The 20,274-nt window shown below is 64.7% G+C and carries 20 protein-coding genes and 1 pseudogene; 12 read left to right on the top strand and 9 right to left on the bottom strand.

All coding sequences use genetic code 11. The features are described from left to right. Window positions 1-8 precede the first annotated feature (8 nt). The 4 genes from IWX62_RS01095 to IWX62_RS01080 form a co-directional block, all read right to left on the bottom strand. Window positions 9-2,060, bottom strand: coding sequence for a PTS fructose transporter subunit IIABC (locus tag IWX62_RS01095; RefSeq protein WP_196839513.1), 2,052 nt, complete (start codon window positions 2,058-2,060; stop codon window positions 9-11). Further along, entirely contained in the window at window positions 2,048-3,070 is a 1,023-nt protein-coding gene (locus IWX62_RS01090) for a 1-phosphofructokinase family hexose kinase (protein WP_196839512.1), read from the bottom strand. Before IWX62_RS01090 ends, IWX62_RS01095 begins: the two co-directional genes overlap by 13 nt. Then, a complete protein-coding gene (locus IWX62_RS01085) occupies window positions 3,067-3,834 on the bottom strand; it encodes a DeoR/GlpR family DNA-binding transcription regulator (protein ID WP_196839511.1) in 768 nt (255 codons plus the stop codon). The genes IWX62_RS01090 and IWX62_RS01085 overlap by 4 nt, the downstream gene beginning before the upstream one ends. A 154-nt stretch (window positions 3,835-3,988) precedes the next feature. Continuing rightward, window positions 3,989-4,243: a DUF6458 family protein gene (locus IWX62_RS01080; protein ID WP_196839510.1), complete on the bottom strand. Its 255-nt coding sequence runs from the start codon at window positions 4,241-4,243 to the stop codon at window positions 3,989-3,991. Window positions 4,244-4,616: 373 nt separating this feature from the next. Here IWX62_RS01080 and IWX62_RS01075 point away from each other — a divergent pair, with 373 nt between their 5' ends. Both IWX62_RS01075 and IWX62_RS01070 read left to right on the top strand, forming a co-directional pair. Continuing rightward, window positions 4,617-4,883, top strand: coding sequence for a GlsB/YeaQ/YmgE family stress response membrane protein (locus IWX62_RS01075; protein ID WP_196839509.1), 267 nt, complete (start codon window positions 4,617-4,619; stop codon window positions 4,881-4,883). Window positions 4,884-5,002: 119 nt separating this feature from the next. Then, window positions 5,003-5,752, top strand: coding sequence for a hypothetical protein (locus IWX62_RS01070; protein ID WP_196839508.1), 750 nt, complete (start codon window positions 5,003-5,005; stop codon window positions 5,750-5,752). A gap of 1 nt (window position 5,753) precedes the next feature. On the opposite strand, the gene IWX62_RS01065 is transcribed toward IWX62_RS01070, so the two are convergent. Further along, window positions 5,754-7,049: a DUF445 domain-containing protein gene (locus IWX62_RS01065; protein WP_196839507.1), complete on the bottom strand. Its 1,296-nt coding sequence runs from the start codon at window positions 7,047-7,049 to the stop codon at window positions 5,754-5,756. A 101-nt stretch (window positions 7,050-7,150) separates the two neighbouring features. On the opposite strand from IWX62_RS01065, the gene IWX62_RS01060 reads away from it, so the two are divergent. Together IWX62_RS01060 and IWX62_RS01055 are read left to right on the top strand one after the other, a co-directional pair. Beyond that, entirely contained in the window at window positions 7,151-8,053 is a 903-nt protein-coding gene (locus tag IWX62_RS01060) for a glycerophosphodiester phosphodiesterase (protein WP_196839506.1), read from the top strand. Window positions 8,054-8,061: 8 nt separating this feature from the next. Continuing rightward, a complete protein-coding gene (locus IWX62_RS01055) occupies window positions 8,062-9,861 on the top strand; it encodes a glycoside hydrolase family 15 protein (RefSeq protein ID WP_196839505.1) in 1,800 nt (599 codons plus the stop codon). Window positions 9,862-9,985: 124 nt separating this feature from the next. Here the strand turns inward: IWX62_RS01055 and IWX62_RS01050 are convergent, their stop codons facing one another. After that, complete coding sequence (locus IWX62_RS01050; protein WP_196839504.1) at window positions 9,986-11,161, bottom strand: zinc-dependent alcohol dehydrogenase; 1,176 nt, start codon at window positions 11,159-11,161, stop codon at window positions 9,986-9,988. A 113-nt stretch (window positions 11,162-11,274) separates the two neighbouring features. On the opposite strand from IWX62_RS01050, the gene IWX62_RS01045 reads away from it, so the two are divergent. After that, a complete protein-coding gene (locus IWX62_RS01045) occupies window positions 11,275-11,997 on the top strand; it encodes an AzlC family ABC transporter permease (protein WP_196839503.1) in 723 nt (240 codons plus the stop codon). After that, a complete protein-coding gene (locus tag IWX62_RS01040) occupies window positions 11,994-12,305 on the top strand; it encodes an AzlD domain-containing protein (protein WP_196839502.1) in 312 nt (103 codons plus the stop codon). Before IWX62_RS01045 ends, IWX62_RS01040 begins: the two co-directional genes overlap by 4 nt. Window positions 12,306-12,324: 19 nt before the next feature. On the opposite strand, the gene IWX62_RS01035 is transcribed toward IWX62_RS01040, so the two are convergent. Beyond that, a complete protein-coding gene (locus IWX62_RS01035) occupies window positions 12,325-13,458 on the bottom strand; it encodes an acetate kinase (RefSeq protein ID WP_196839501.1) in 1,134 nt (377 codons plus the stop codon). 134 nt (window positions 13,459-13,592) lie between these two features. Here IWX62_RS01035 and IWX62_RS01030 point away from each other — a divergent pair, with 134 nt between their 5' ends. Continuing rightward, on the top strand, window positions 13,593-13,982 hold the full coding sequence (locus tag IWX62_RS01030; RefSeq protein WP_196839500.1) for a nuclear transport factor 2 family protein: 390 nt from the start codon (window positions 13,593-13,595) through the stop codon (window positions 13,980-13,982). A gap of 42 nt (window positions 13,983-14,024) precedes the next feature. On the opposite strand, the gene pta is transcribed toward IWX62_RS01030, so the two are convergent. Next, the gene (pta, locus tag IWX62_RS01025) at window positions 14,025-16,109 is read right to left on the bottom strand and encodes a phosphate acetyltransferase (protein WP_196839499.1); all 2,085 of its coding nucleotides are present in this window, start codon (window positions 16,107-16,109) and stop codon (window positions 14,025-14,027) included. 275 nt (window positions 16,110-16,384) lie between these two features. Here pta and IWX62_RS01015 point away from each other — a divergent pair, with 275 nt between their 5' ends. The 5 genes and pseudogenes from IWX62_RS01015 to IWX62_RS00995 all read left to right on the top strand — a co-directional run bounded on the left by IWX62_RS01015 (window position 16,385) and on the right by IWX62_RS00995 (window position 19,218). Then, complete coding sequence (locus tag IWX62_RS01015) at window positions 16,385-16,726, top strand: thiamine-binding protein (RefSeq protein WP_196839497.1); 342 nt, start codon at window positions 16,385-16,387, stop codon at window positions 16,724-16,726. After that, window positions 16,723-17,240: pseudogene (locus IWX62_RS01010) on the top strand (O-methyltransferase). Before IWX62_RS01015 ends, IWX62_RS01010 begins: the two are co-directional and overlap by 4 nt. A gap of 9 nt (window positions 17,241-17,249) precedes the next feature. Continuing rightward, window positions 17,250-17,738, top strand: a complete 489-nt coding sequence (locus tag IWX62_RS01005) for a GNAT family N-acetyltransferase (RefSeq protein ID WP_333483132.1) — start codon at window positions 17,250-17,252, stop codon at window positions 17,736-17,738. A gap of 134 nt (window positions 17,739-17,872) precedes the next feature. Continuing rightward, on the top strand, window positions 17,873-18,361 hold the full coding sequence (locus IWX62_RS01000) for a GNAT family N-acetyltransferase (protein WP_196839496.1): 489 nt from the start codon (window positions 17,873-17,875) through the stop codon (window positions 18,359-18,361). Further along, window positions 18,361-19,218 (top strand): spermidine synthase, encoded by an 858-nt coding sequence (locus IWX62_RS00995; protein ID WP_196839495.1) that lies wholly within the window; start codon window positions 18,361-18,363, stop codon window positions 19,216-19,218. The genes IWX62_RS01000 and IWX62_RS00995 overlap by 1 nt, the downstream gene beginning before the upstream one ends. A gap of 51 nt (window positions 19,219-19,269) precedes the next feature. On the opposite strand, the gene IWX62_RS00990 is transcribed toward IWX62_RS00995, so the two are convergent. Next, the gene (locus tag IWX62_RS00990) at window positions 19,270-20,235 is read right to left on the bottom strand and encodes a LysR family transcriptional regulator (RefSeq protein ID WP_196839494.1); all 966 of its coding nucleotides are present in this window, start codon (window positions 20,233-20,235) and stop codon (window positions 19,270-19,272) included. Window positions 20,236-20,274 lie beyond the last annotated feature (39 nt).

Here is a 20,274-nt window from a genome sequence, read left to right as displayed (position 1 = left end):
GGGTTCGGTTAGGCGGCGACCGTCTCGGTGACGGGGGTGTCTTCGGTCTTCCGCGTGGCGAAGCGCTTCAGAGCGACCACGGTGAGAGCCGAAATGATGGTTCCCACAATGATTGCCACCACAAACATAGCGACATTCCCGATGGCAAAGAAGACGAAGATGCCGCCATGGGGTGCCTGCGAGGTAACCCCGGCGCCCATGACGATGGCGCCGGTCACCGCTGATCCCAGCATGCTGGCGGGGATGACCCGGAGTGGGTCGGCTGCTGCAAAGGGAATCGCGCCTTCGGAGATGAACGCTGCGCCGAGCAGCCAGGCTGCCTTCCCGTTCTCTCGTTCGGCCACGGAGAAGCGGCGGCGGTCGATCACCGTGGCGAGTGCCATGGCCAGGGGTGGAACCATTCCTGCAGCCATCACCGCCGCCATGATCTGCCAGGGCGCCTGGTTGGCGAGAGCGCCGGCCCCAAGTCCGGCGACGGCGAAGGAGTACGCGACCTTGTTGATCGGTCCACCCAGGTCGATGGCCATCATCAGACCGAGGATTACACCGACGAGAACTGCGGCGGCTCCGGTCATGCCGGAAAGCCAGTCATTCAGGGAGTTGGTCAGTGATGCGATCGGTCCGCCGAGAACCAGAATCATCAAACCGGAGGCGGCGATGGAAGCCAGCAGGGGGATGATGACCACTGGCATGAGGCTGCGGAGCCAGCGTGGCACTTTGATACGGCCGATCATCATGGCGATGTAACCTGCGAGCAGGCCGCCAACGATGCCGCCGAGGAATCCGGCTCCCATGAACCCCGCCACCGCACCGGCAACAAAGCCGGGGGCGATGCCTGGCCGGTCCGCCAGTGCATAGGCGATGTACCCGGCGAGTGCAGGGATGAGGAAGCCCATAGACAGGCCTCCAATTTTGAAGAAGACCGCACCGAGGAAGACGGCGAGGCCCTCCGGTGGCAGATTGAGCAGGGTGTACTGGGCAAGCATTGCGTCGGCATTACCGACACCATCGGCATTCGACAGGGCAATTTCGTAGCCGGCGAGCAGGAAGCCCAGCGCGATCAGAAGGCCGCCACCGGCAACAAACGGAATCATGTAGCTGACACCGGTGAGGAGCGCCCGCTTGAGCTGGCGTCCCACACCCTCGCCGCCGTCGTCGGGTTGCTGTGCCTCCGAGTCGGTGGACCCCTGGACGCGCCGTGCGTTGGGGTTATCGGCGGCAGCGAGTGCCTCGTCAACCATGACGCCGGGCTCGTCGATGCCCCGTTTGACCGGCGAGGTAATCACTGGCTTCCCGGCGAACCGGTTCCTGTCACGCACGTCGACGTCGACGGCGAAGATCACTGCGTCGGCGGCGGCAATCACCTCGGGGGGCAGGGGAGTGGCGCCTGACGAGCCCTGGGTTTCGACCTGGAGGTCAACTCCGCGCTCTTTGGCGGCAGCGACCAGCGAGTCGGCCGCCATGTAGGTGTGGGCGATCCCGGTGGGGCAGGCAGTGACCGCAACGAGACGCCGCGGTGCTGCCGGCGGGGTTACCCCGTCGGCCGTGGTTGTTTCGGTTGGTGTTGCGGTGGGCTGGGCGTGGGCGCCGGCGGAGCTCTGGCGTGGGCCCGCGTCGAGGGCACCCTGAACCAGGTCAACAATGTCCTGCGGTGTGGCCGCGGCGCGGAGGGCTGCGGTGAAGTCCTTCTTGATCAGCGACCGTGCCAGCTTGGACAGGAGTTTCAGGTGTTCCTGGTCGGCGCCGTCGGGTGCCGCAATGAAGAACACCAGGTCTGCTGGGCCGTCCTTGGCGCCGAAGTCCACTGGTGGTTTGAGCCTCGCCATGGCAAGAGTGGGCTCGGTGACCGAGGTGGACCGGCAGTGGGGGATAGCGATCCCGCCGGGTATTCCGGTGGCGGTCTTTTGTTCGCGGGCCAGTGCGTCGGCGTACAGGCCGTCGGCGCCGGTGGCCCGACCGGTGGCAGCAACCTGGTCCGCCAGGTGGCGGATCACCTGCTGTCGGTCTGAACCCAGATCCTGATCAAGTGTGACGAGGTCGGTGGTGATTAGCTGTGCCATTGACCTTCCTCCTTTGGAAGCGGTGCATCGAGCGGTGCGTTTGTTGAAGTGGGGGAAAGCAGAAGCCGCCGACTGGTGACGGCATCCGGGGTGGTTTGACTGAGGGCCGGGACGGTTGATCCCGGCAGGGCGGCCGCAGCCGACCCGTGGGCAACTGCCTGGCGGAGGCAGTGCTCCGGCGACCCGCCGCCGGTGTGGGCCAGCAGATACCCGGCGAGTGCCGAGTCGCCGGCGCCCACTGTGGAACGGGCCGCGACCGGAGGATGGGTTGCCTCCCACGCACCGTCGGCGGTCACCAGGAGGGCGCCGCGCGCGCCCAGGGTGGCGAGTACCGCGCCGACACCCTTGCCCACCAGGGTGGCTGCCGCCGCTGCGGCAAGAGCAGGATCGGTTTCAAGAGCGTCACCATCGGCGATGCCGCTCGATTCGGCCAGCTCTTCGGCATTGGGTTTCAGCAGATCCGGCCTCACCCCCGCGGCAAGGGTGTCAATGAGTGGTGCGCCTGATGAATCGACGGCGATCAGCGGTGCAGTATCCGGGTAGCGCCCGCGTACCGCGTCAATCACCGTGGCGTAGAAGGTGGTGGGGACCCCTGGCGGGAGGGACCCGGCCAGGACCAGCCACGTTGCCCCGGCGCACTCGTCCAGCACCACATCCAACAGGGCGCTAAGCGCGGTGGTGCCGAGCTGCGGCCCAGGCTCATTGATCTTGGTGGTGGTGCCGTCACGCTCCGTCAGGGTGATGTTGCTCCGCAGTGGGGTGCCGATGGGGACGCTCCGGAACGGAACTCCGGCGGTACGAAGACCTGCCAGTACGGGATCACCGGGATCCCCGGGGAGCACTGCGGTCGAGGCGACCCCTGAGGCGCTGAGCGCGCGGCACACGTTGACTCCCTTCCCACCCGATTCCTGGTGGGCGGATGTAGCACGCTGCACTTCACCCCGGGTGAGCTCCTCAGCCAGTTCAACGGTCCGGTCAAGGCTGGGGTTGACGGTCAGGGTGATGATCACGCGACCACCACCTCGACCTCCGCGTCGGCAAGTGCAGCGGCCAACGCGGGACCTGGGGTCTGGTCGGTGACCAGCGTGTCAATGTCCGTGAGTGCGGCGAACCCCACCAGCGTCTCCTGCTCCAGCTTGGAGGCGTCGACGACGGCGATGACTCGGCGCGCCGACCTGACGATAGCGGTTTTGACTGACGCCTCGTCAGGGTCCGGTGTGCTGAGTCCGAAGGTCGAATGGACGCCGTTGGCCCCAATAAATGCAATATCCGGGCGGTACCCGTTGAACCGATCGATGGTGTGGCTTCCGACAGCGGCGCTGGTCAGTCCCCTGACCCGTCCGCCGACCAGTTCGAGATGCAGGCTGGACGAAGCGATTGCCTGGGCGATCGGGACGGCGTGGGTAATGACCACCAGGCTATGTCGGCTCTCCTGGGCCAGCAGTTCGGCGAGGTGGCCGGTGGTGGTGCCGGCATCGAGCACTATGGATCCGGCATCGGGGACCATGGCGAGGGCGGCCTTGGCGATCCGCGCCTTTTCGGGCTGATGCTGCGCCTCGCGGCTGTACAGGCTGAGCTCACTGGTGCTGCTGTTCCCACCAGTCACCGCCCCGCCATGGACCCGACGCAGGATTCCCGCGTCCTCCAGAAGAGCAAGGTCACGTCGGACCGTTTCCCGGGTGATGGTGAAGCGTTCGGAGAGTTCGGCGACACTGACCCGACCCTCGGCTGCCACCAGAGTGGCGATCCTGCTGTGGCGTTCTTCGGCGAACACTGCGGCCTCCTGATGCTGGTGATTACCATCACAGTACATGTCTGATTGAGTGACTCTATCTGTGTTTATCTTTGTTTGTCAATCATTTTGTGGCAAACAAAAAGCGCCACCAGGCCGGCAGTGGGCTGGTGGCGCTCAGGGGGTACCGGCGGTATCAGATGCCGCCGTCCCGGGTTTCATTGCGGGTGACTGTCTCGCCCGTGTGTGGATCCTGGACCGTTCGTGACTCAGTGACACGCCGCTGGCTGCGCGGAGCATTCATCACCAGGGAAATGATGAGTCCGAGCACACCCACCCCCATGAGGATGTAGCCCACGAGAGTGAGGTCAATGAAATCCACAACATCAGCAACGGCGAAAGCAAGAATTGCACCCAGTGCAATAAGTACGATTGAAGAACCGATTCTCATTTTGTCTACTACTCCTTCGATATGTGGGAGACCGCGGCAAATGGCCGACGGGGGTGAAACAGATGAACAGTTGGTGTAAAAAGCACTTGTGTAGTGATCAGCTTACTGTTGATACGGTTTATGGCCCATAACCCCGTTCTTTGTGCCGGCCGCGCCGTGTCGCTTGACCCGGCAAGTGTTATCAAATCAACACCGGCGTGGTCTATTGAAAAACCGCGTACGAGAGGTTTAATGAAGTCGGCACCGCTTTAGATTAAAACTAAGCACGCTGATGAAGTAGGATGGATGAAAGCTTGTGTGGGGACATCCTGCATTACAGCACTTTTGTTATACGTATCACTCGTAGACAAGACCCGATTACAAGGAGTACTCCATGGGTTTCTTCGCATTCCTTCTTCTAGGCCTCATCGCTGGCGCAATCGCCAAGCTCATCCTTCCCGGCAAGCAGGCCGGTGGCTGGGTCATCACCCTCATCCTCGGCGTTGTTGGCGCTCTGCTCGGCGGCTTCATCGGTAGCGCACTGTTCGGTGCCGACATGAACGAATTTTTCTCGCTTGAGTCATGGCTTCTCGCCATTGGCGGCGCGCTGATCGTTCTGGTTGTTTACGGCGCCCTCACCGGCCGCAAGTCACGCGCCTAATTTCAGACGCTGCACTTGAAAACGCCGTCGGGGCAGCCCGGCGGCGTTTTTTGTGCTGTTTTTCCGGTCCGCATTCTGCACTCTGCGCGGCCTTCGTGCCCAACTGAAGGAAACCAGTAATGAAACTGCCAAACCTGAATCCGGCGTCGCGGATGGCCAACGGGGCGCTCTTCGATAAGGACGGAAAGCCCAAGCCAGGCATTCAGCGGACCGTCGAACGAGCAATTGAGGTGCAGCGGCCTCTGGTTCTGGCGAATCTGCGCCGGATGTACGCAAAGAATCCGCAGGCGACCGCTGCGGAGATTAGCGCCGACCTTGAACGACATTACCTGGCAGTGATTACCGCAACTGGCGCAGCGGTAGGCGCGACGGCAGTGGTACCTGCCATCGGCACCATTGCTTCTCTCGGTCTTTCGGCAGCGGCAACCATCGGGTTCCTCGAAGCCACAGCCCTCTATGCCCAATCCATCGCAGAACTTCACGGTGTCCATACCGGGGACCCGGATCGTGCGCGGACCCTGGTGATGGCCATCCTCATGGGAGAGGAGGGCCTCGCACTCATCCAGTCGGTGCTCCGAGGCTCGGGAGGCGGAGCCACCGAGCATTGGGGCACGGTGCTGGGAGGAAGCGTGTCGTCGCCGATTGCGCGCACCATCGGGCACAGCATCAGAAGGCGCTTTGTGCGCAAGATGCTGGCCAAGCAGGGCAGCGCACTGCTGGGCAGGGCTCTTCCCTTCGGTATCGGCGCCGTCGTTGGCGGGGCCGGTAACCACATGATGGGGCGGGCGGTGGTCTCCGCCACCGCTCAGGCCTTCGGCCCGGCCCCTCGCGTCATACCTGGAGAGCTGATCCAGGACCTCGACAGGTGAGCTAGCCGAAGACGGCGTGAGCAATGGTAAAGATCAGCAGACCGGCAAGTGATCCGACCACAGTTCCGTTGATCCTGATGAACTGCAGGTCCTTGCCGATCTGCAGTTCAATCTTGTGTGAGGTCTCGACGGCATCCCAGCGGCCGACCGTCTCGGTGATAATCGCGGCGATATCGCTGCGATAGGTGCGTACCAGGTAGCCGGCCCCGTCGGCAATCCACCGGTTCACCTTCCCCGCCAGCTCCTCGTCGGTGGACAACCGGCGACCGAAGTCCCGGACCGCTGACGTGAAGTTGCGGGTCAGTTCACTCTCAGGATCGTCGACGGCCTCCAGGAGTGCCTTTTTGATGGTGGTCCAGGTGCGGGCGGCCAGATCGCGCACCTCGGGATCGCCCAGTACCTGGGCCTTGATGTCCTCGGCCTTGGCGATGACCACCGGGTCATGCTGCAGGTCCTGGGCCAGATCCTTCAGGTACTTATCCAGGGCCAGGCGCACATCGTGGTCCTGGTTGGTCTGAACAGCACGCATGAACTTGGTCAGTTCCACGTACACCTTGTCGCCCACCAGGCCGTCAACGAACTGGGGCACCCAGGTGGGGGACCGCTGGGACACCAGCCCCGAGACGAGGTCGTAGTTGCCGTCCACCCATTCGGCGGCGCGGTCCACGAGGAGGTCCACCAGCTGATGGTGATGGCCGTCGTTGAAGATCCGCTCGGCAAGCTTTCCGGCGGGTGGGCCCCAGGGTGGGGTGAGCAGGTGCTTGCGCACCATTGACTCGATAACTGACTGGACGGCGTCGTCGTCGAGGACGGTGAAGGCGCCCCGGATCAGGGCCGCCCCCTCAGTGGCTACCCGGTCTGATCCTTCAGGGGTGGCAAGCCAGGCACCAGCCTTCTGTGCAATACCCACCGAGGACAGTTTCTGCTGCACCACAGTCTCGGAGAGGAAGTTCTCCTCAACGAACTGCCCGAGGGACGCCCCAATCTGGTCCTTCTTCCGCGGAATGATCGCGGTATGGGGGATCTTGACTCCCATCGGGTGTTTGAACAGGGCGGTGACGGCAAACCAGTCGGCCAAAGCACCCACCATGCCGCCCTCAGCGGCGGCCCGCACGTATTGGAGCCACGGGTATTGGTCCTGCAAGGCGAACGCGATGAGGAAAATCACGGCCATCGCCCCGAGCAGCCCGGTAGCCACCACCTTCATGCGCCGCAGTCCGGCGGCCCGTTCTGCGTCGGTGCCGGCTAAGTGAGAGCTCAAGAATCCTCCGGGAGTTGCGGCGCACCAGATGCGCATCCGTCTGTGCCAGTAAAGCAGCGAAAGGCTGGGTAAGTCACGCTGGGCCGACCGATGTCGCGTAGCGTATCGGGTAAATACTGGCCGCTGACGGGACGGGGATGTTGCAGATGATTTTTGCCCACCGCGGTGCCAGCCACCAATTCGCTGAACATACCCGCGCCGCCTACCTCCAGGCGCTGGTTGAGGGCACCGACGGCGTCGAGTGCGATGTGCATATGACGCGGGACGGGCAGTTGGTCTGTATCCATGATTCGACACTGGACAGGACCTCCAACGGGACCGGCGACGTCGCTGACCACACCCTGAGGGAGTTGCGGGCGCTCGATTTCGCCTCCTGGAAAGGGGCAAATATTCCGCCGGAGTTCGGTGGTATTGCTGACCAGTTCCTTTCCCTGGGTGACCTGCTGGAATTGCTGTTGGCGGCGGGCCGGGAGGTCTCGCTGGCCATCGAGCTCAAGCATCCCAGCCCATTTGGTCTGAAGCTTGAGGAAAAGCTGATTACCTTCCTGATGCAGCGGGGGTGGGATCCTGAAAGCTCCACCCTTGCCAACGTGAGCATCAGTTTCATGAGCTTCAACCCCGACTCGGTGAAGCACCTGTTGGAGAAGGTGCCGTCGCACACCGTCTGCCAGCTGGTCTCCGACGTCAGGCCGCAGGAGCTACGCGCCGAGCTGCATCTGGGGGCTTTGACGGCGGCAGCGGTGATCGGCCTGCTCCGCCGGGCACTCAACGACGGGGAGCAGAACATCGATTCCCATTCAGCGGGAATGGCCGGCCCGGGAGTCGACTATGTGCTGGCCCATCCGGCTCGGGTGCGCCGGTGGATTGCCGAGGGGATCCGGGTCCGTGTGTGGACCGTCGACGAGCCCCACGACGTCGACTTCATGCGTGAGCTGGGGGTCCAGGAACTCACCACCAACCGTCCAGCGGCTGTCCGCGCCCAACTGGCAGTTCCGCCTCCGGCGGCAAGGATCCAGCCCGCCGGTAGCGATTGTGATTGAGTTGAATAATGCATTCCCCGATCGAAGACTACGCACTCGTTTCCGACATGCACACCGGTGCACTGATTTCCAAGACCGGGAGCGTTGATTGGCTGTGCTTCCCCAGGTTTGACTCCGACTCCCTCTTCACCGCCCTGCTGGGCGAGAAGGACCACGGGCGGTGGCTGGTGGCTCCGGCCCCCGGCGCTGGCACGGCCGAGGTGGTGGAGTGGCACTACGTCGACTCGACGTTTGTCCTGGTGACCCGCTGGCACACCGACGTCGGAGACGTCCGGGTAACCGACTTCATGCCGGTCGGCGACCGCAGGGCCTCCCTGGTGCGGCGGATCGAAGGGCTGAGCGGCAACGTGCCGATGCGTCAGGAACTGGTGGTGCGGTTCGGCTACGGCAAGATCATCCCGTGGGTCAGCCGGCAGCCCGACGAGAGCGGCCAGGCTATTTCGGCGATTGCCGGTCCCGACGCCCTCGCGCTGCGCGGCGATCACCTGCCGCACGCATCCCACCGCCGGCACGAGGGGGAGTTCACTGTCGCAGCAGGCGAAACGGTTGACCTCGAACTGGTGTGGTACCCCTCGTACCGTCCGATGCCCCAGCCGGTGAAGGTCGATACTGCGTTGCAGGAGACCATTGGTTACTGGTCCGGGTGGGCGGCCAGCTTTGAACAACAGGGCGAGTATGACCCGATCGTCAAACGCTCGCTGCTGGTGCTGCGCGCGCTCACCCATGAGGACACCGGTGGGATTGTCGCGGCACCCACCACGTCACTGCCCGAGCACTTCGGTGGCGCCCGCAACTGGGACTACCGATTCTGCTGGCTGCGCGACGCTGCACTGACCCTCGAAGCCATGATGACCCACGGCTACCAGGAGGAGGCGCTGGAATGGAGGAACTGGCTACTCCGGGCGGTCGCGGGTGATCCCGAGGACCTGCAGATCATGTACGGGGTCGGCGGGGAACGGGAGCTGACGGAGAAGATCCTGGAACACCTTCCCGGGTATGAGGAGTCCACCCCGGTGCGGGTTGGCAACGGGGCAGTGGACCAGTATCAGGCAGACGTGGTCGGCGAGGTGATGGTGGTGCTGGAGAAGCTCCGCAACCGGGGTGTGCTTGAGGACAGTTTCTCCTGGCCGCTGCAGCGCGCCCTGCTGAGTTTCGCCGAGAACCACTTTGACGACCCGGATCACGGCATCTGGGAGATGCGCGGCGATCTGAAGTATTTCACCCACTCACGGGTGATGATGTGGGCGGCCTTTGACCGTGGGGTGCGCGCGGTCAGGGAACACGGTCTGGAGGGCCACGCCGAACGGTGGGCCGAGCTGAGGGACCGGCTGCGGGAGAACATCCTGGAGAAGGGATTCGACACCAGCATCAACTCGTTCACCCAGACCTACGGCAGCCCCGAGGTTGACGCCTCCCTGCTGCAGCTTCCGCAGGTGGGGTTCCTCGACTATGACGACCCCCGGATGCTCGGCACAGTGGCACGGCTTGAAAAGGACCTAGCCAATGAGCACGGCCTGTTGCTGCGGTACCGGACAGAGGCCGGGATGGACGGGCTGGAGCCCGGTGAGCATCCGTTCCTGGCCTGTTCCTTCTGGCTAGTGGAACAATACGCGCGGTCCGGCAGGATCGAGGATGCGAAACGGTTGATGGATCAACTGGTGGGCTACGCCAACAGCCTCGGTTTACTGGCGGAGGAGTACGACAGTGACAGCGGCCGGATGGCAGGCAACTACCCGCAGGCATTCTCGCATCTGGGGCTGGTGAGGGCTGCGGATGCGATCCATGGCGTGGACAGCGGCGCACCGTAGCGCTCGCCGGCACCCCCGCCGGACAAAAAAGCGCCGGGCCCGTAGAGTCGCTGTTGCGCAACAGCGAACCTGCGGGCCCGGCACTTTTCTGTCACCTCAGGTCCAAGGCCAGGGGCGAAGGCGGCTATGGCTGGATGATCACCTTGATGCAGCCGTCCTGCTTCTTCTGGAACTTCTCGTAGGCGGCAGGCGCCTCGTCGATGCCGATCGTGTGGGTCATCAGGTCCATGACGCCCAGCGGATCCGAGGGGTCCTCAACGATAGGCAGCAGTTCATCGGTCCAGTTGCGGACGTTGCACTGGCCCATGCGGGTCTGGATCTGCTTGTCGAACATGTTCAGCAGGGGCATCGGGCTGGCAGTGCCGCCGTAGACACCGCTGAGGGAGATGGTTCCTCCGCGACGGACCGAATCGATCGCCGCATGCAGCACTGTGAGGCGGTCCACTCCAGCGGTTTCCATTGCCTTCTTCGCGAGGGCGTCGGGTAGTAGGTTGACGGCGTTCTGGGCGAAGGCGCCCAGCGGGGAGTCGTGTGATTCCATCCCGACGGCGTCGACCACCGCGTCAGGACCGCGGCCGTCAGTCATTTCGCGCAGTTCGTCGCCAATGTCCTTGGTGAAATCGAGGGTCTCGATGCCGTGGCGTTCAGCCATGGCGCGACGCTCGGGGACGGGCTCAACGGCGATGACCCGCTGGCCGAAGTGCCGGCCGATCCGTGCGGCGAACTGCCCCACCGGACCCAGGCCAAAGACGGCGAGCGTGCCGCCGTTGGGAACGTCCGCGTACTTCACGCCCTGCCAGGCGGTGGGCAGGATGTCGGAGAGGTAGAGGTACCGCTCATCGGGGAGCTCGTGGCCCACCTTGACTGGTCCGTAGTCGGCGTGGGGGACGCGCAAGAATTCGGCCTGGCCACCCGGCACCGACCCGTACAGCTCCGAGAAGCCAAGGAGGCTTGCCCCGGATCCCTGCGACCGGACCTGAGTGGTCTCGCACTGCGACTGGAGCCCGCGGACGCACATCCAGCAGTGACCGCAGGAGATGTTGAAGGGGATGACCACCCGGTCGCCAGGCTTGAGGTTCGTGACGGCACTGCCGACCTCCTGCACGATGCCCATCGGCTCGTGCCCCAGAACGTCATTCTTGTTCATGTAGGGAGTGAGTACCTCGTACAGGTGCAGGTCGGACCCGCAGATGGCCGAGGAGGTGATGCGGACGATAGCGTCAGTGGGTTCCTGGATGACGGGATCCGGAACCTGTTCGACGCTGACGGTGCGACGGCCCTGCCATGTCACTGCCTTCATGACTCACACTCCATTCGATTAGTAAGTAAGCTGACTACCCTTCAGTATTGCCCCCATCGACCAGGAAGGGAAACCGAGTAGGCGAATTCCTGGCCGGGCAATACGCTGAATCGGTGAACTATCTGCAGTCGCCCGCCGTCAGGGTTGGACTCTCCATCGCCGTCGCCACCGGGCTATACGGGGTTTCGTTCGGAGCCCTGTCAGCGACCTCGGGATTCGACCTGTGGCAGACCATGGCCTTGAGTCTGCTGTTGTTCAGCGGCGGCTCTCAGTTCGCGTTCATCGGGGTGGTCGCCGGCGGGGGCACCGGCGCCGCAGCCATGACCGCCGCCTCGCTGCTGGGCATCCGCAACGCTGTCTACGGTATGCAGATGAATGCGCTGATCCGGCCCACGGGGTGGCGCCGGTTTGTTGCAGCCCAGGTGACCATTGATGAATCGGCGGCGACCGCCAGCGGCCAGACAGATCCGGGTGAGCGTCGGCTCGGGTTCTGGAGCGCGGGAATCGGCGTGTTCGTGCTGTGGAACGTGTTCACTGTTGTCGGTGCGCTGCTGGGGACCGCGCTGGGTGACCCTGCACAGTGGGGTCTGGACGGTGCCGCAGTCGCAGCATTCCTGGGGCTCCTCTGGCCGCGCCTGAGGGCCAGGGAACCGGCTGCAATCGCCGTGGTCTGTGCACTGGTCACCGTGGTGGCAGTGCCGCTGGTGGCGCCCGGGCTGCCCATCCTCATCGCCGCAGCCGTTGCCGGGGCCATCGGCTGGTTTGGTCACGGACGCCCCGAGGAAGGCCTCGAACCCGACGTCGAGCCCTACTCCGCTGGGGAGGCAGGCCGATGACCCTGTGGTTCTGGATCCTCCTGGCCTGCGCGCTGGCCTTCCTGACCAAGCTTGCCGGGTATCTCGTCCCGGCGCGATGGATGGACAACCCCCGGATGAACCGGGTCGCGGGCACGCTGACCATTGGGCTCCTCGCATCGCTGACCGCGGTCAACACGTTCGCGTCGGGCCAGCAACTGGTCCTGGATGCGAGGATCGTCGCCCTAGCCGCAGCCGCCGTCGCGCTGCTCCTGCGCGCGCCATTCCTGGTGGTGGTGCTGGCCGGTGCGGTGGCGGCAGCACTGGCCCGGCTCGCTGGAATGCCCTAGCCGGTCAGATGGGGCCAGCTCAGCGCGCGACGACGGCGGCGGTCGCCTCGGCGATCGCCGCCTCTTCATCCGTAGGTACGACCAGCACCGGGAACGCTGACTCCTCGGTGCTGATCTGGCGGGGAGCTGAGCTCCGCTTCTGGTTCTCGGCGTCGTCCAGATGAAGGTCGAGGGCGCCCAGGCGATTCACCACCAGTTCCCTGAACTGCCAGGAGTTCTCGCCGATCCCGGCGGTGAAGACCAGTGCCTGGGCCCCATCGACAGCCACGTGGTATCCGCCGATGTACTTGGCCAGCCGATAGGACGCCAGGTCCAGGGCGAGCCTCGCCCGGGCATCTCCGGCAGCTGCCGAGTCCACCACTGAGCGCATGTCATTCTGCCCGGTCAGGCCCTTGAGCCCGGCGTCGCGGTTGAGGAGCTGGTCGAGGTCCTCCGGCGAGTAACCTTCCCGGCTGAGGAAGAGCAGGATCGACGGGTCGATGTCACCGGACCTGGTTCCCATCACCAGTCCCTCGAGGGGGGTGAACCCCATCGAGGTGTCGACGCTGGCTCCCGACTTGACCGCAGTGACGGAGGCGCCGTTGCCGAGGTGCGCCACGATCCCGGTGAACCCGGCCGGCGCGACCCCCAACAGAGACGCCGCGTGCTGGGTGACGTACCCAATGGACGTGCCGTGGAAGCCATAGCGGCGGATACCGAACCGGGTGTATAGCTCATCGGGGACGGCGTACCGCCAGGCGCGTTCGGGCAGGGTGCGGTGGAACGCCGTATCGAAGACCGCCACCTGCGGCATCTGCGGCCATTTTGCGGTGATCGCCCGGATGCCCTGGACGTTCGCCGGATTGTGCAGCGGGGCGAGAGGGCTGAGGCGTTCTATGGCCCGGGTGATTTCGTTGTCCACCAGGACTGGCTCGCTGAACCGCTCACCGCCGTGTACCACCCGGTGCCCGACGGCGTCGATGGTTTTGCCCTGCAACGCCTCTTCAACATCAGCAGTCACCCGGTCAAGGGCCGACTGGTGGTCGGCAGGTCCGCCGTGGGTCGGATCGCCGATGCGTTCCACGGTGCCGTCGGCCAGACGTTCGCCGGATCCGGTGTCGCGTACCTGATACTTCAATGATGATGAGCCCGAGTTGATGACCAGAATAATCATGATGCCTCCTGCCCGAAACTCTACTGGAGGCCGCAGTCTTCGTCCGGCGACGTCGCGCCGACCTATCCGCGGTGTGGCACCAGCAACACCCCGTGTCCGGCGTGGATCGATATCAATTCGAGTAGCATCGGCGTATGGAAGCTACCGAAGTTGTCCGGCGGTATTGGTCGTCGGTATGGAGCCGGGACTGGAACGCTGTGGGGCGAACCCTCGACGACAACGTGGAGGTCTTCTGGCCTGTCACGCGGGAAATTATCCGGGGCAGGGAAAACATGGTGGCGGTGAACTCGGAGCATCCAAATGGGTGGAGCATCGACGTCCTGAATGTCTACGACGCCGGCGACGTAGTGGTGTCCGAGGTTCAGGTACCTCAGGAGGACGTTGGCATTTTCCGAGTTGTGTCCTTCTGGACCGTGGCCGACGGCGTGATCATCTCAGGCCGCGAATACTGGACTCTTTATGGCGGAGAGGAAGGCCGCGATTGGCGGCGCAGATACAGCACCGTGGGAGATACGCCCTCCTGAGTTCGCGTCGGGTTAGCCGAACTAGTCGCTGGTCCCAACCAGTTACTCCTCTGCGTCCTGCGCCTGGACTGCGGTGATGGCCACGGTGTTGACGATGTCCTCAACGGTGCAGCCACGCGACAGGTCATTGACTGGTTTGCGCAGCCCCTGCAGCACCGGGCCCACCGCCACGGCGCCGGCGGACTGCTGGACAGCTTTGTACGTGTTGTTGCCGGTGTTCAGATCGGGAAAGATGAACACCGTTGCCTGGCCCGCGACGGTGGAGCCGGGAAGTTTCGATTCGGCCACCGACGCGTCGACGGCGGCGTCGTACTGGATGGGTCCTTCAACCGGCAGATCGGGGCGCAGCTCCCGCACCAGCTCGGTGGCCCGGCGCACCTCATCCACCGCACCGCCGGAGCCTGATTCCCCGGTCGAATAGGACAGCATCGCCACCCGCGGGTTCACGCCGAACTGCTGGGCGGTTTCGGCGGAGGCAACAGCAATGTCGGCGAGCTGCTCGTCATTGGGATCCGGGTTGACGGCGCAGTCGCCGTACACCAGGACCCGGTCGCGCAGTAGCATCAGGAAGACCGACGAGACAATCTTGACTCCGTCCTTCGTTTTCACGAACTCCAGGGCCGGTCGAATGGTGTTCGCTGTGGTGTGGGCCGCGCCGGACACCATGCCGTCCACCTTGCCCAGCTGTACCATCATGGTGCCGAAATAGGCGCCTTCGAGCATGCGTTCCCTCGCGTCCTCGATGGACACGCCCTTATGGGAGCGGAGCCTGACATACTCAGCGGCGAACTCTTCACGCAGTTCGGAAACGGCCGGGTCGATCAGGGTCAGCCCCGTCAGGTCGATGCCCTGCCCCGCCGCGAGTTCGCGGATCTTCGCCTCCGGTCCCAGCACGGTCAGATCGCAGACATCCCGGCGGTGCAGGATTTCGGCTGCCCGCAGGATCCGCGGATCTTCCCCCTCCGGAAGGACGATGTGCCGGCGCTGGGACCGCGCCCGCTCGATCAGGTCGTGCAGGAACCGCAGCGGAGTCATCGTGAGCGCCCGCGGTAGTTCCAGCCGTTCAAGGAGTTCCCGTTCGTCAACCTGACGAGCCCAGGCTCCGAGGGCAGCCGCAGCCTTGCGCCGCAGCCCGGTGGCTATCTCGCCGCGCACCTCGCTGACCCGCCGCGCGGCGGTGTAGGTGTCGTCGTCGAGGGCGAACACGGGGAACGGTGCCTGGGCCAGGAGGGACAGGATGGTGGAATCCGGTGCCAGCCCGCCGGTCAGGATCATCCCCGAGGGGACCGGGAACTCGGCGGAGAAAGACGAGGCAAGCGTGGCAACCATGACGTCAGCCCGGTCGCCGGGGACAATCACCAGGGCGCCATCGGTGAGTTTGTGCAGGAAGTTGCCCACGTTCATCGCGGCCACCTTGATCGACGCGACATCCCGCTCCAGGGTGGGGCTGCCGGCAATCTGGCGTGCCCCGAGTTCCCTCGCCACCTCGCCCACGGTGGGCCGGGATATTTCCGCCAGTTCCGGAATGACATAGACGGGGCGGCCCGAGCGGCCGGGACGCACCTGCGAACTGATCTCGGCGACGGCGACGGCGTCGTCGGCGGCGCGGTTGACCATCATGGCGAGTAGGGACACCTGGGCGGCGTCCAGTTCCCTGCGGGCAACGTCGACGGCGTCGGCCGCCTCGGACGCCGTCATTTCCTTGGCATTGACCACCGCCAGCACCATGGCGCCGAGGTTGTTGGCCAGCCGGGCGTTGAGATCGAACTCGACGGCAGCGTCGTGGCCGCTCAGATCGGTGCCCTCGACGATGATGACGTCGCACTCCCGGGCCATCTCGCTGTAAATGGCAACACATTGGGTGTCGATTTCCTCCCGCTGCCCCTTCACCAGCAGCGCACGAGCCTCGGCCCGGGTCAGACCGCCGCGGGCGCGGGTTGGCGGCAGGTTGAAGGAGCGCTTCATGAGGTTGACCATTGGATCCGCCCCAATGTCGTCACCCTCGACGATGGGCCTGAAGAACCCCACCCGGTCCGCGTGCCGGTGCAGCATGTCTGCCAACCCCAGCGAGATAAGGGACTTACCTGAGCCCTCGGTCATGGCGCTGACGTATATTCCACGAGTCATTGCTTCATCCTGCCAAACGGTGGGCCCGGTAGCCATGACGACTGGCACATCCGGGGGCTTTATCTCGCGCCTCCCCCATCTTGTGCAGCTGTGGTGGGTCCTGAACCGCGCCCGCCATGCTTTTGTGCAGCTGTGGCGGGTGGAAGAGCTCTCCTCCCGCCACGACTGCACAATCAATGGCGACAACGGCGGCCCAGGCAATCCCGACCGCCAGTGTTGCACAAAACTTTCCGGCCACCCCTTCCGTTGCGATGTCGATATGCCAGACTTGGGTCATGCTTGTAGCCTTCTCAGTTTCCCCGGCCGGAAACGGCACCACGTCGGTCGAGAATGCCAATGGCTCGGTCCACGACGCAGTGGCCGAGGCCGTCAGGATTGTCAGGGATTCGGGCCTGCCCAACCAGACCGATTCCATGTTCACCACGATCGAGGGTGAATGGGACGACGTCATGGACGTGATCAAACGGGCCACCGAGGCAGTCGGCAAATACGGAAGCCGTGTGTCATTGGTCCTCAAAGCCGACATCCGGCCCGGCTACAGCGGTGAGCTCACCGGCAAGGTGGAACGCCTCGAGCAGGCCATTGACGAGATGGACGAGTACCAGGGTCATTCATGACCGAGTGGGCCGCCGTCGAGCGCTACCTGGTGGACACAGTCGTCCACCCGGATGAGGCGCTGACCGCAGCGGTCCAGGCGGCGGCCGCCGCCGGGATGCCCGCCATCGAGGTCACCCCCACCCAGGGCAAGCTCCTGATGCTCCTCGCCACCATCCAGGGCGCCCGCCGGGTAGGCCACAAGGTGACGATCCACGTGGGTGCGGCGCTCGAGACCCTACCGACGCTCACCGCGCCCTATGACCTGTTTTCATCGACGCTGACAAGGTCAACAACCCGGCCTACCTCGACTAGGCGCTCCGGTTGTCCCGGCCGGGCAGTATTATCATTCTCGATAACGTGGTGCGCGGCGGCACAGTCCTGGAAACTGACGGCGACGAAGCGGTGCAGGGCACCCGCGGCGCCCTCGAGCTGCTGGGCCGTCACCCCCGGCTGGAGGCGACAGTCATCCAGACCGTCGGCGCCAAAGACTGGGATGGCTTTGCGCTCGCGGTGGTGACCGGCGCCGCAGCATAAACTGGGGTGGTGAATTTCTCCATCCGGCGTGCCTTGCCCGACGACGCCGAAACCTACTCCCGCACCCACCTTCAGGGCCTCCACGAGACCTACGCGCAGATCATGCCGCAAGTGTTCCATGCCCATTACGACGCCGAGCTCCCGGCCCTGATCGCCAGGCGCCGTGAGGCTCTCGAGGCTGGCGCGATCAGCTGGGTGGCGTTCGATGACGCAGGCTCAGCGGTTGGCATCGCGACCTCGGGACCCGGGCGGGACGAGGACCGGCCCGACTTTGAACTGCACCACATTTACACGCTCGCAGCGACCCACGGCACCGGGTTGGGCCAACAGTTGCTTGAAACCGCCATCGAGGACCGGGCCGCCTATCTCTGGATCCTCAACGACAACCCACGAGCCGAGCGGTTCTACCGCCGCAACGGGTTTGCGCCGGACGGCACCAGCACGCTCTGCGGTCCCACCTGGCACCACCGCCCCATGTTCAGGATGCACCGACAGTGATCCCTGACCGGCCATGCCGCTAGCATGACAACCATGCCCACCTTCACGATCCGGCCGTGCGCCCCCGCCGAGGTTGAAACAGTCCTCCGGATGAACAACGAGGCCGAGATCCGCATGGTCCGGGGTGGGTCCTGATGAAGGTGTTCATCCGGCGGGCACTGCCCGACGACGCTGGTGCGCTGGTTGCGCTGCATAACCGCGCCTGGCGTGAAGCTTACGGACACCTCGCGCCGGCCGAGTTCTTCGATAGCCGCGACGCCCGCTCGAAGAGCGACACCACTGAGCGCCGCCGTCAGATCGAAGGGGGCGAGCCCTGGACGGTGGCTGTTGACGGCGACGGTGAACTGGTGGGGCTGGCGCTCGCCGGACCCACCCGCGACGCCGACCTGACCGGACACGAGCTCTACTTCCTCTATGTGCTGCGGCGGGTCTACGGTGCGGGGGTGGGCCCGGCCCTGCTGGGCGAGGTGCTCGGCGACAAGGCGGCAAGCCTCTGGGTGCTGGCGGTCAACCATCGTGCCGCCGCTTTCTACGCACGCCACCGGTTCGTTGACGACGGCGCCCGCAGGAAGGTCAGCACCGAGGGATCTGAACTATTGGAGATGCGGATGGTGCGCCAGTAATGGGCAGGCAACGGCCGGCACGACCCGGCACCCCAACGGCGCAGCCGGACAGTAGTGAAACCGGTCCCGTGGCTGGGACCTACGCCATCGACACCGGGACGTGTGACGTGGAACCGGACCCGTTCAACCCCAACGGTTGGGTCCTCAAGGTCAACGGTGTACCAAGTTCCCACATTGATCTCAGCGACCCGCTCCGCCTGGACTTCGAGTACATGCGGTGGATTGCGGCACTCGTCGAATCGGTGCGGCGCGACGGCGGGTCCCTGCGCATCCTCCATCTCGGCGGGGGTGCCTGTTCGCTGGCGCGGTACTTCGCTGCGTCGGTGCCAGCTGCCCGGCAGGTGGTGGTGGAACTCGACGGCAAGCTCGCAGGGTTGGTCCGTGACTGGTTCGATCTGCCGCGGGCGCCGCTGGTGCGCATCAGGGTCGGTGAAGCCCGCGAGGTGACCGAGTCCCTCACCGCGGGCAGCCGGGACCTCATCATCCGCGACGTGTTTGCTGGGAGCACCACGCCGCAACCGTTGACCACCCTCGAGTTCACCCAGCATGCCAAGCGGGTGCTCAGCGACGATGGACTGTACGTGGTCAATTGCGGCGATTCACCAGACCTTGCCGGCGCACGACGGGAAGCCGCAACCATTGGTGAGGTCTTCACCCACACAGCGATCGTCGCCGATCCGGCGATGCTAAAGGGACGCCGGTACGGCAATGTGATTATTGCCGGCAGTGACGTTCCCCTCGCCCAGGATCCGGGACTGGCCCGGGTGCTGCTCGGCGGAGGGGTGCCTGCCCAGGCCTGGGGTGATGCCCGGGTCAGAAAGTTCTGCAACGGGGCGCAGGTCCTCAGGGATCCGTAGCGTACTAAAGCCGTCCGAAGCGGGTAACGGGGCGTCTGGTCAGACTGACGCCTAGCCTGGCGCTTGGCGGCGGCGGCTGATCCTTTTACCCAGCAGGTCATCCTCGTAGGCTGTGGTCGCTTCCCTCAGGGCGGCGACCACCGCAGCGACGGCTGGTTGCCGCAGTGAATCAGGCCGGGCCACCAGCCAGTACGCGAGGCGCTCGGCAATCGCCTCGGGGAGCAGGCGCACCAGATCTTCATGCCGGTCGGCCATGAAGCAGGGCAGCAGCCCCAGTCCGGCACCCGCCCGGGTAGCCTCCACATGCACAAAGACGTTGGTCGAACTGAGGGAATCCTTCATGGTGGGCAGCAACCGCCGGGGCGCGTCGAGGCTGTCGACCTGCAGCATCGAGTCGATGAAGTAGACCAGCGGATGCTCGGAAGCCTCGTCAACGGAGAGGGGTGCAGGGGTCTCGGCGAGATAGTCGCGCGATGCGTAGAGGCCCAGCATGTATTCGCCCAGCCGCATCGCTTCCGCCCGGTGCACCTGCGGTTCGCCGACCACCACCTCAAGATCCAGGCCACTGCGGGTCTGCGACGCACGGCGGGTTGCCGCAACAATCTCGATCGTCAGGCGTGGATGCCGGCGCCTGAGCCTCGCAAACGCCGGCGCGGCAATGTAGGCGCTGAACCCGTCGGTGGCGCTCATCCGGACGACGCCGGCAACCGGACTGCCGTCGTCGTCGTTGCCCGCCAGGATCGCCAGCGCGGTCGCGACCCGCTCCGCAGCGGCTACCGCCCGGCCCCCCAACTGGGTCAATTCCCATCCCCCGCTGGCACGGACGAGGACGTGCCCACCGAGGCTCTTCTCCAGCGCGGTGATGCGGCGCGACACAGTGGTGTGGTTCAGGTTGAGGCTTTCGGCCGCCGACGTGAACCGTCCGGTGTGCGAAACGGCCAGCAGGATCAGCAGGTCATCGGGATTCAGTGTGCTCACCTCTGCATTTTTGCAGGTTCGGGGTGCGGATGTGGTCATTGAAGCACAGGCAATCTGCAGGGATACTCAATGAGGTTG

Source organism: Arthrobacter sp. CAN_A1 (genome assembly GCF_015751665.1).
Taxonomy (GTDB): domain Bacteria; phylum Actinomycetota; class Actinomycetes; order Actinomycetales; family Micrococcaceae; genus Arthrobacter_D.
The sequence above is the reverse complement of the archived record's forward strand: the minus strand, read 5'-3'. Positions and strand labels throughout refer to the sequence as shown.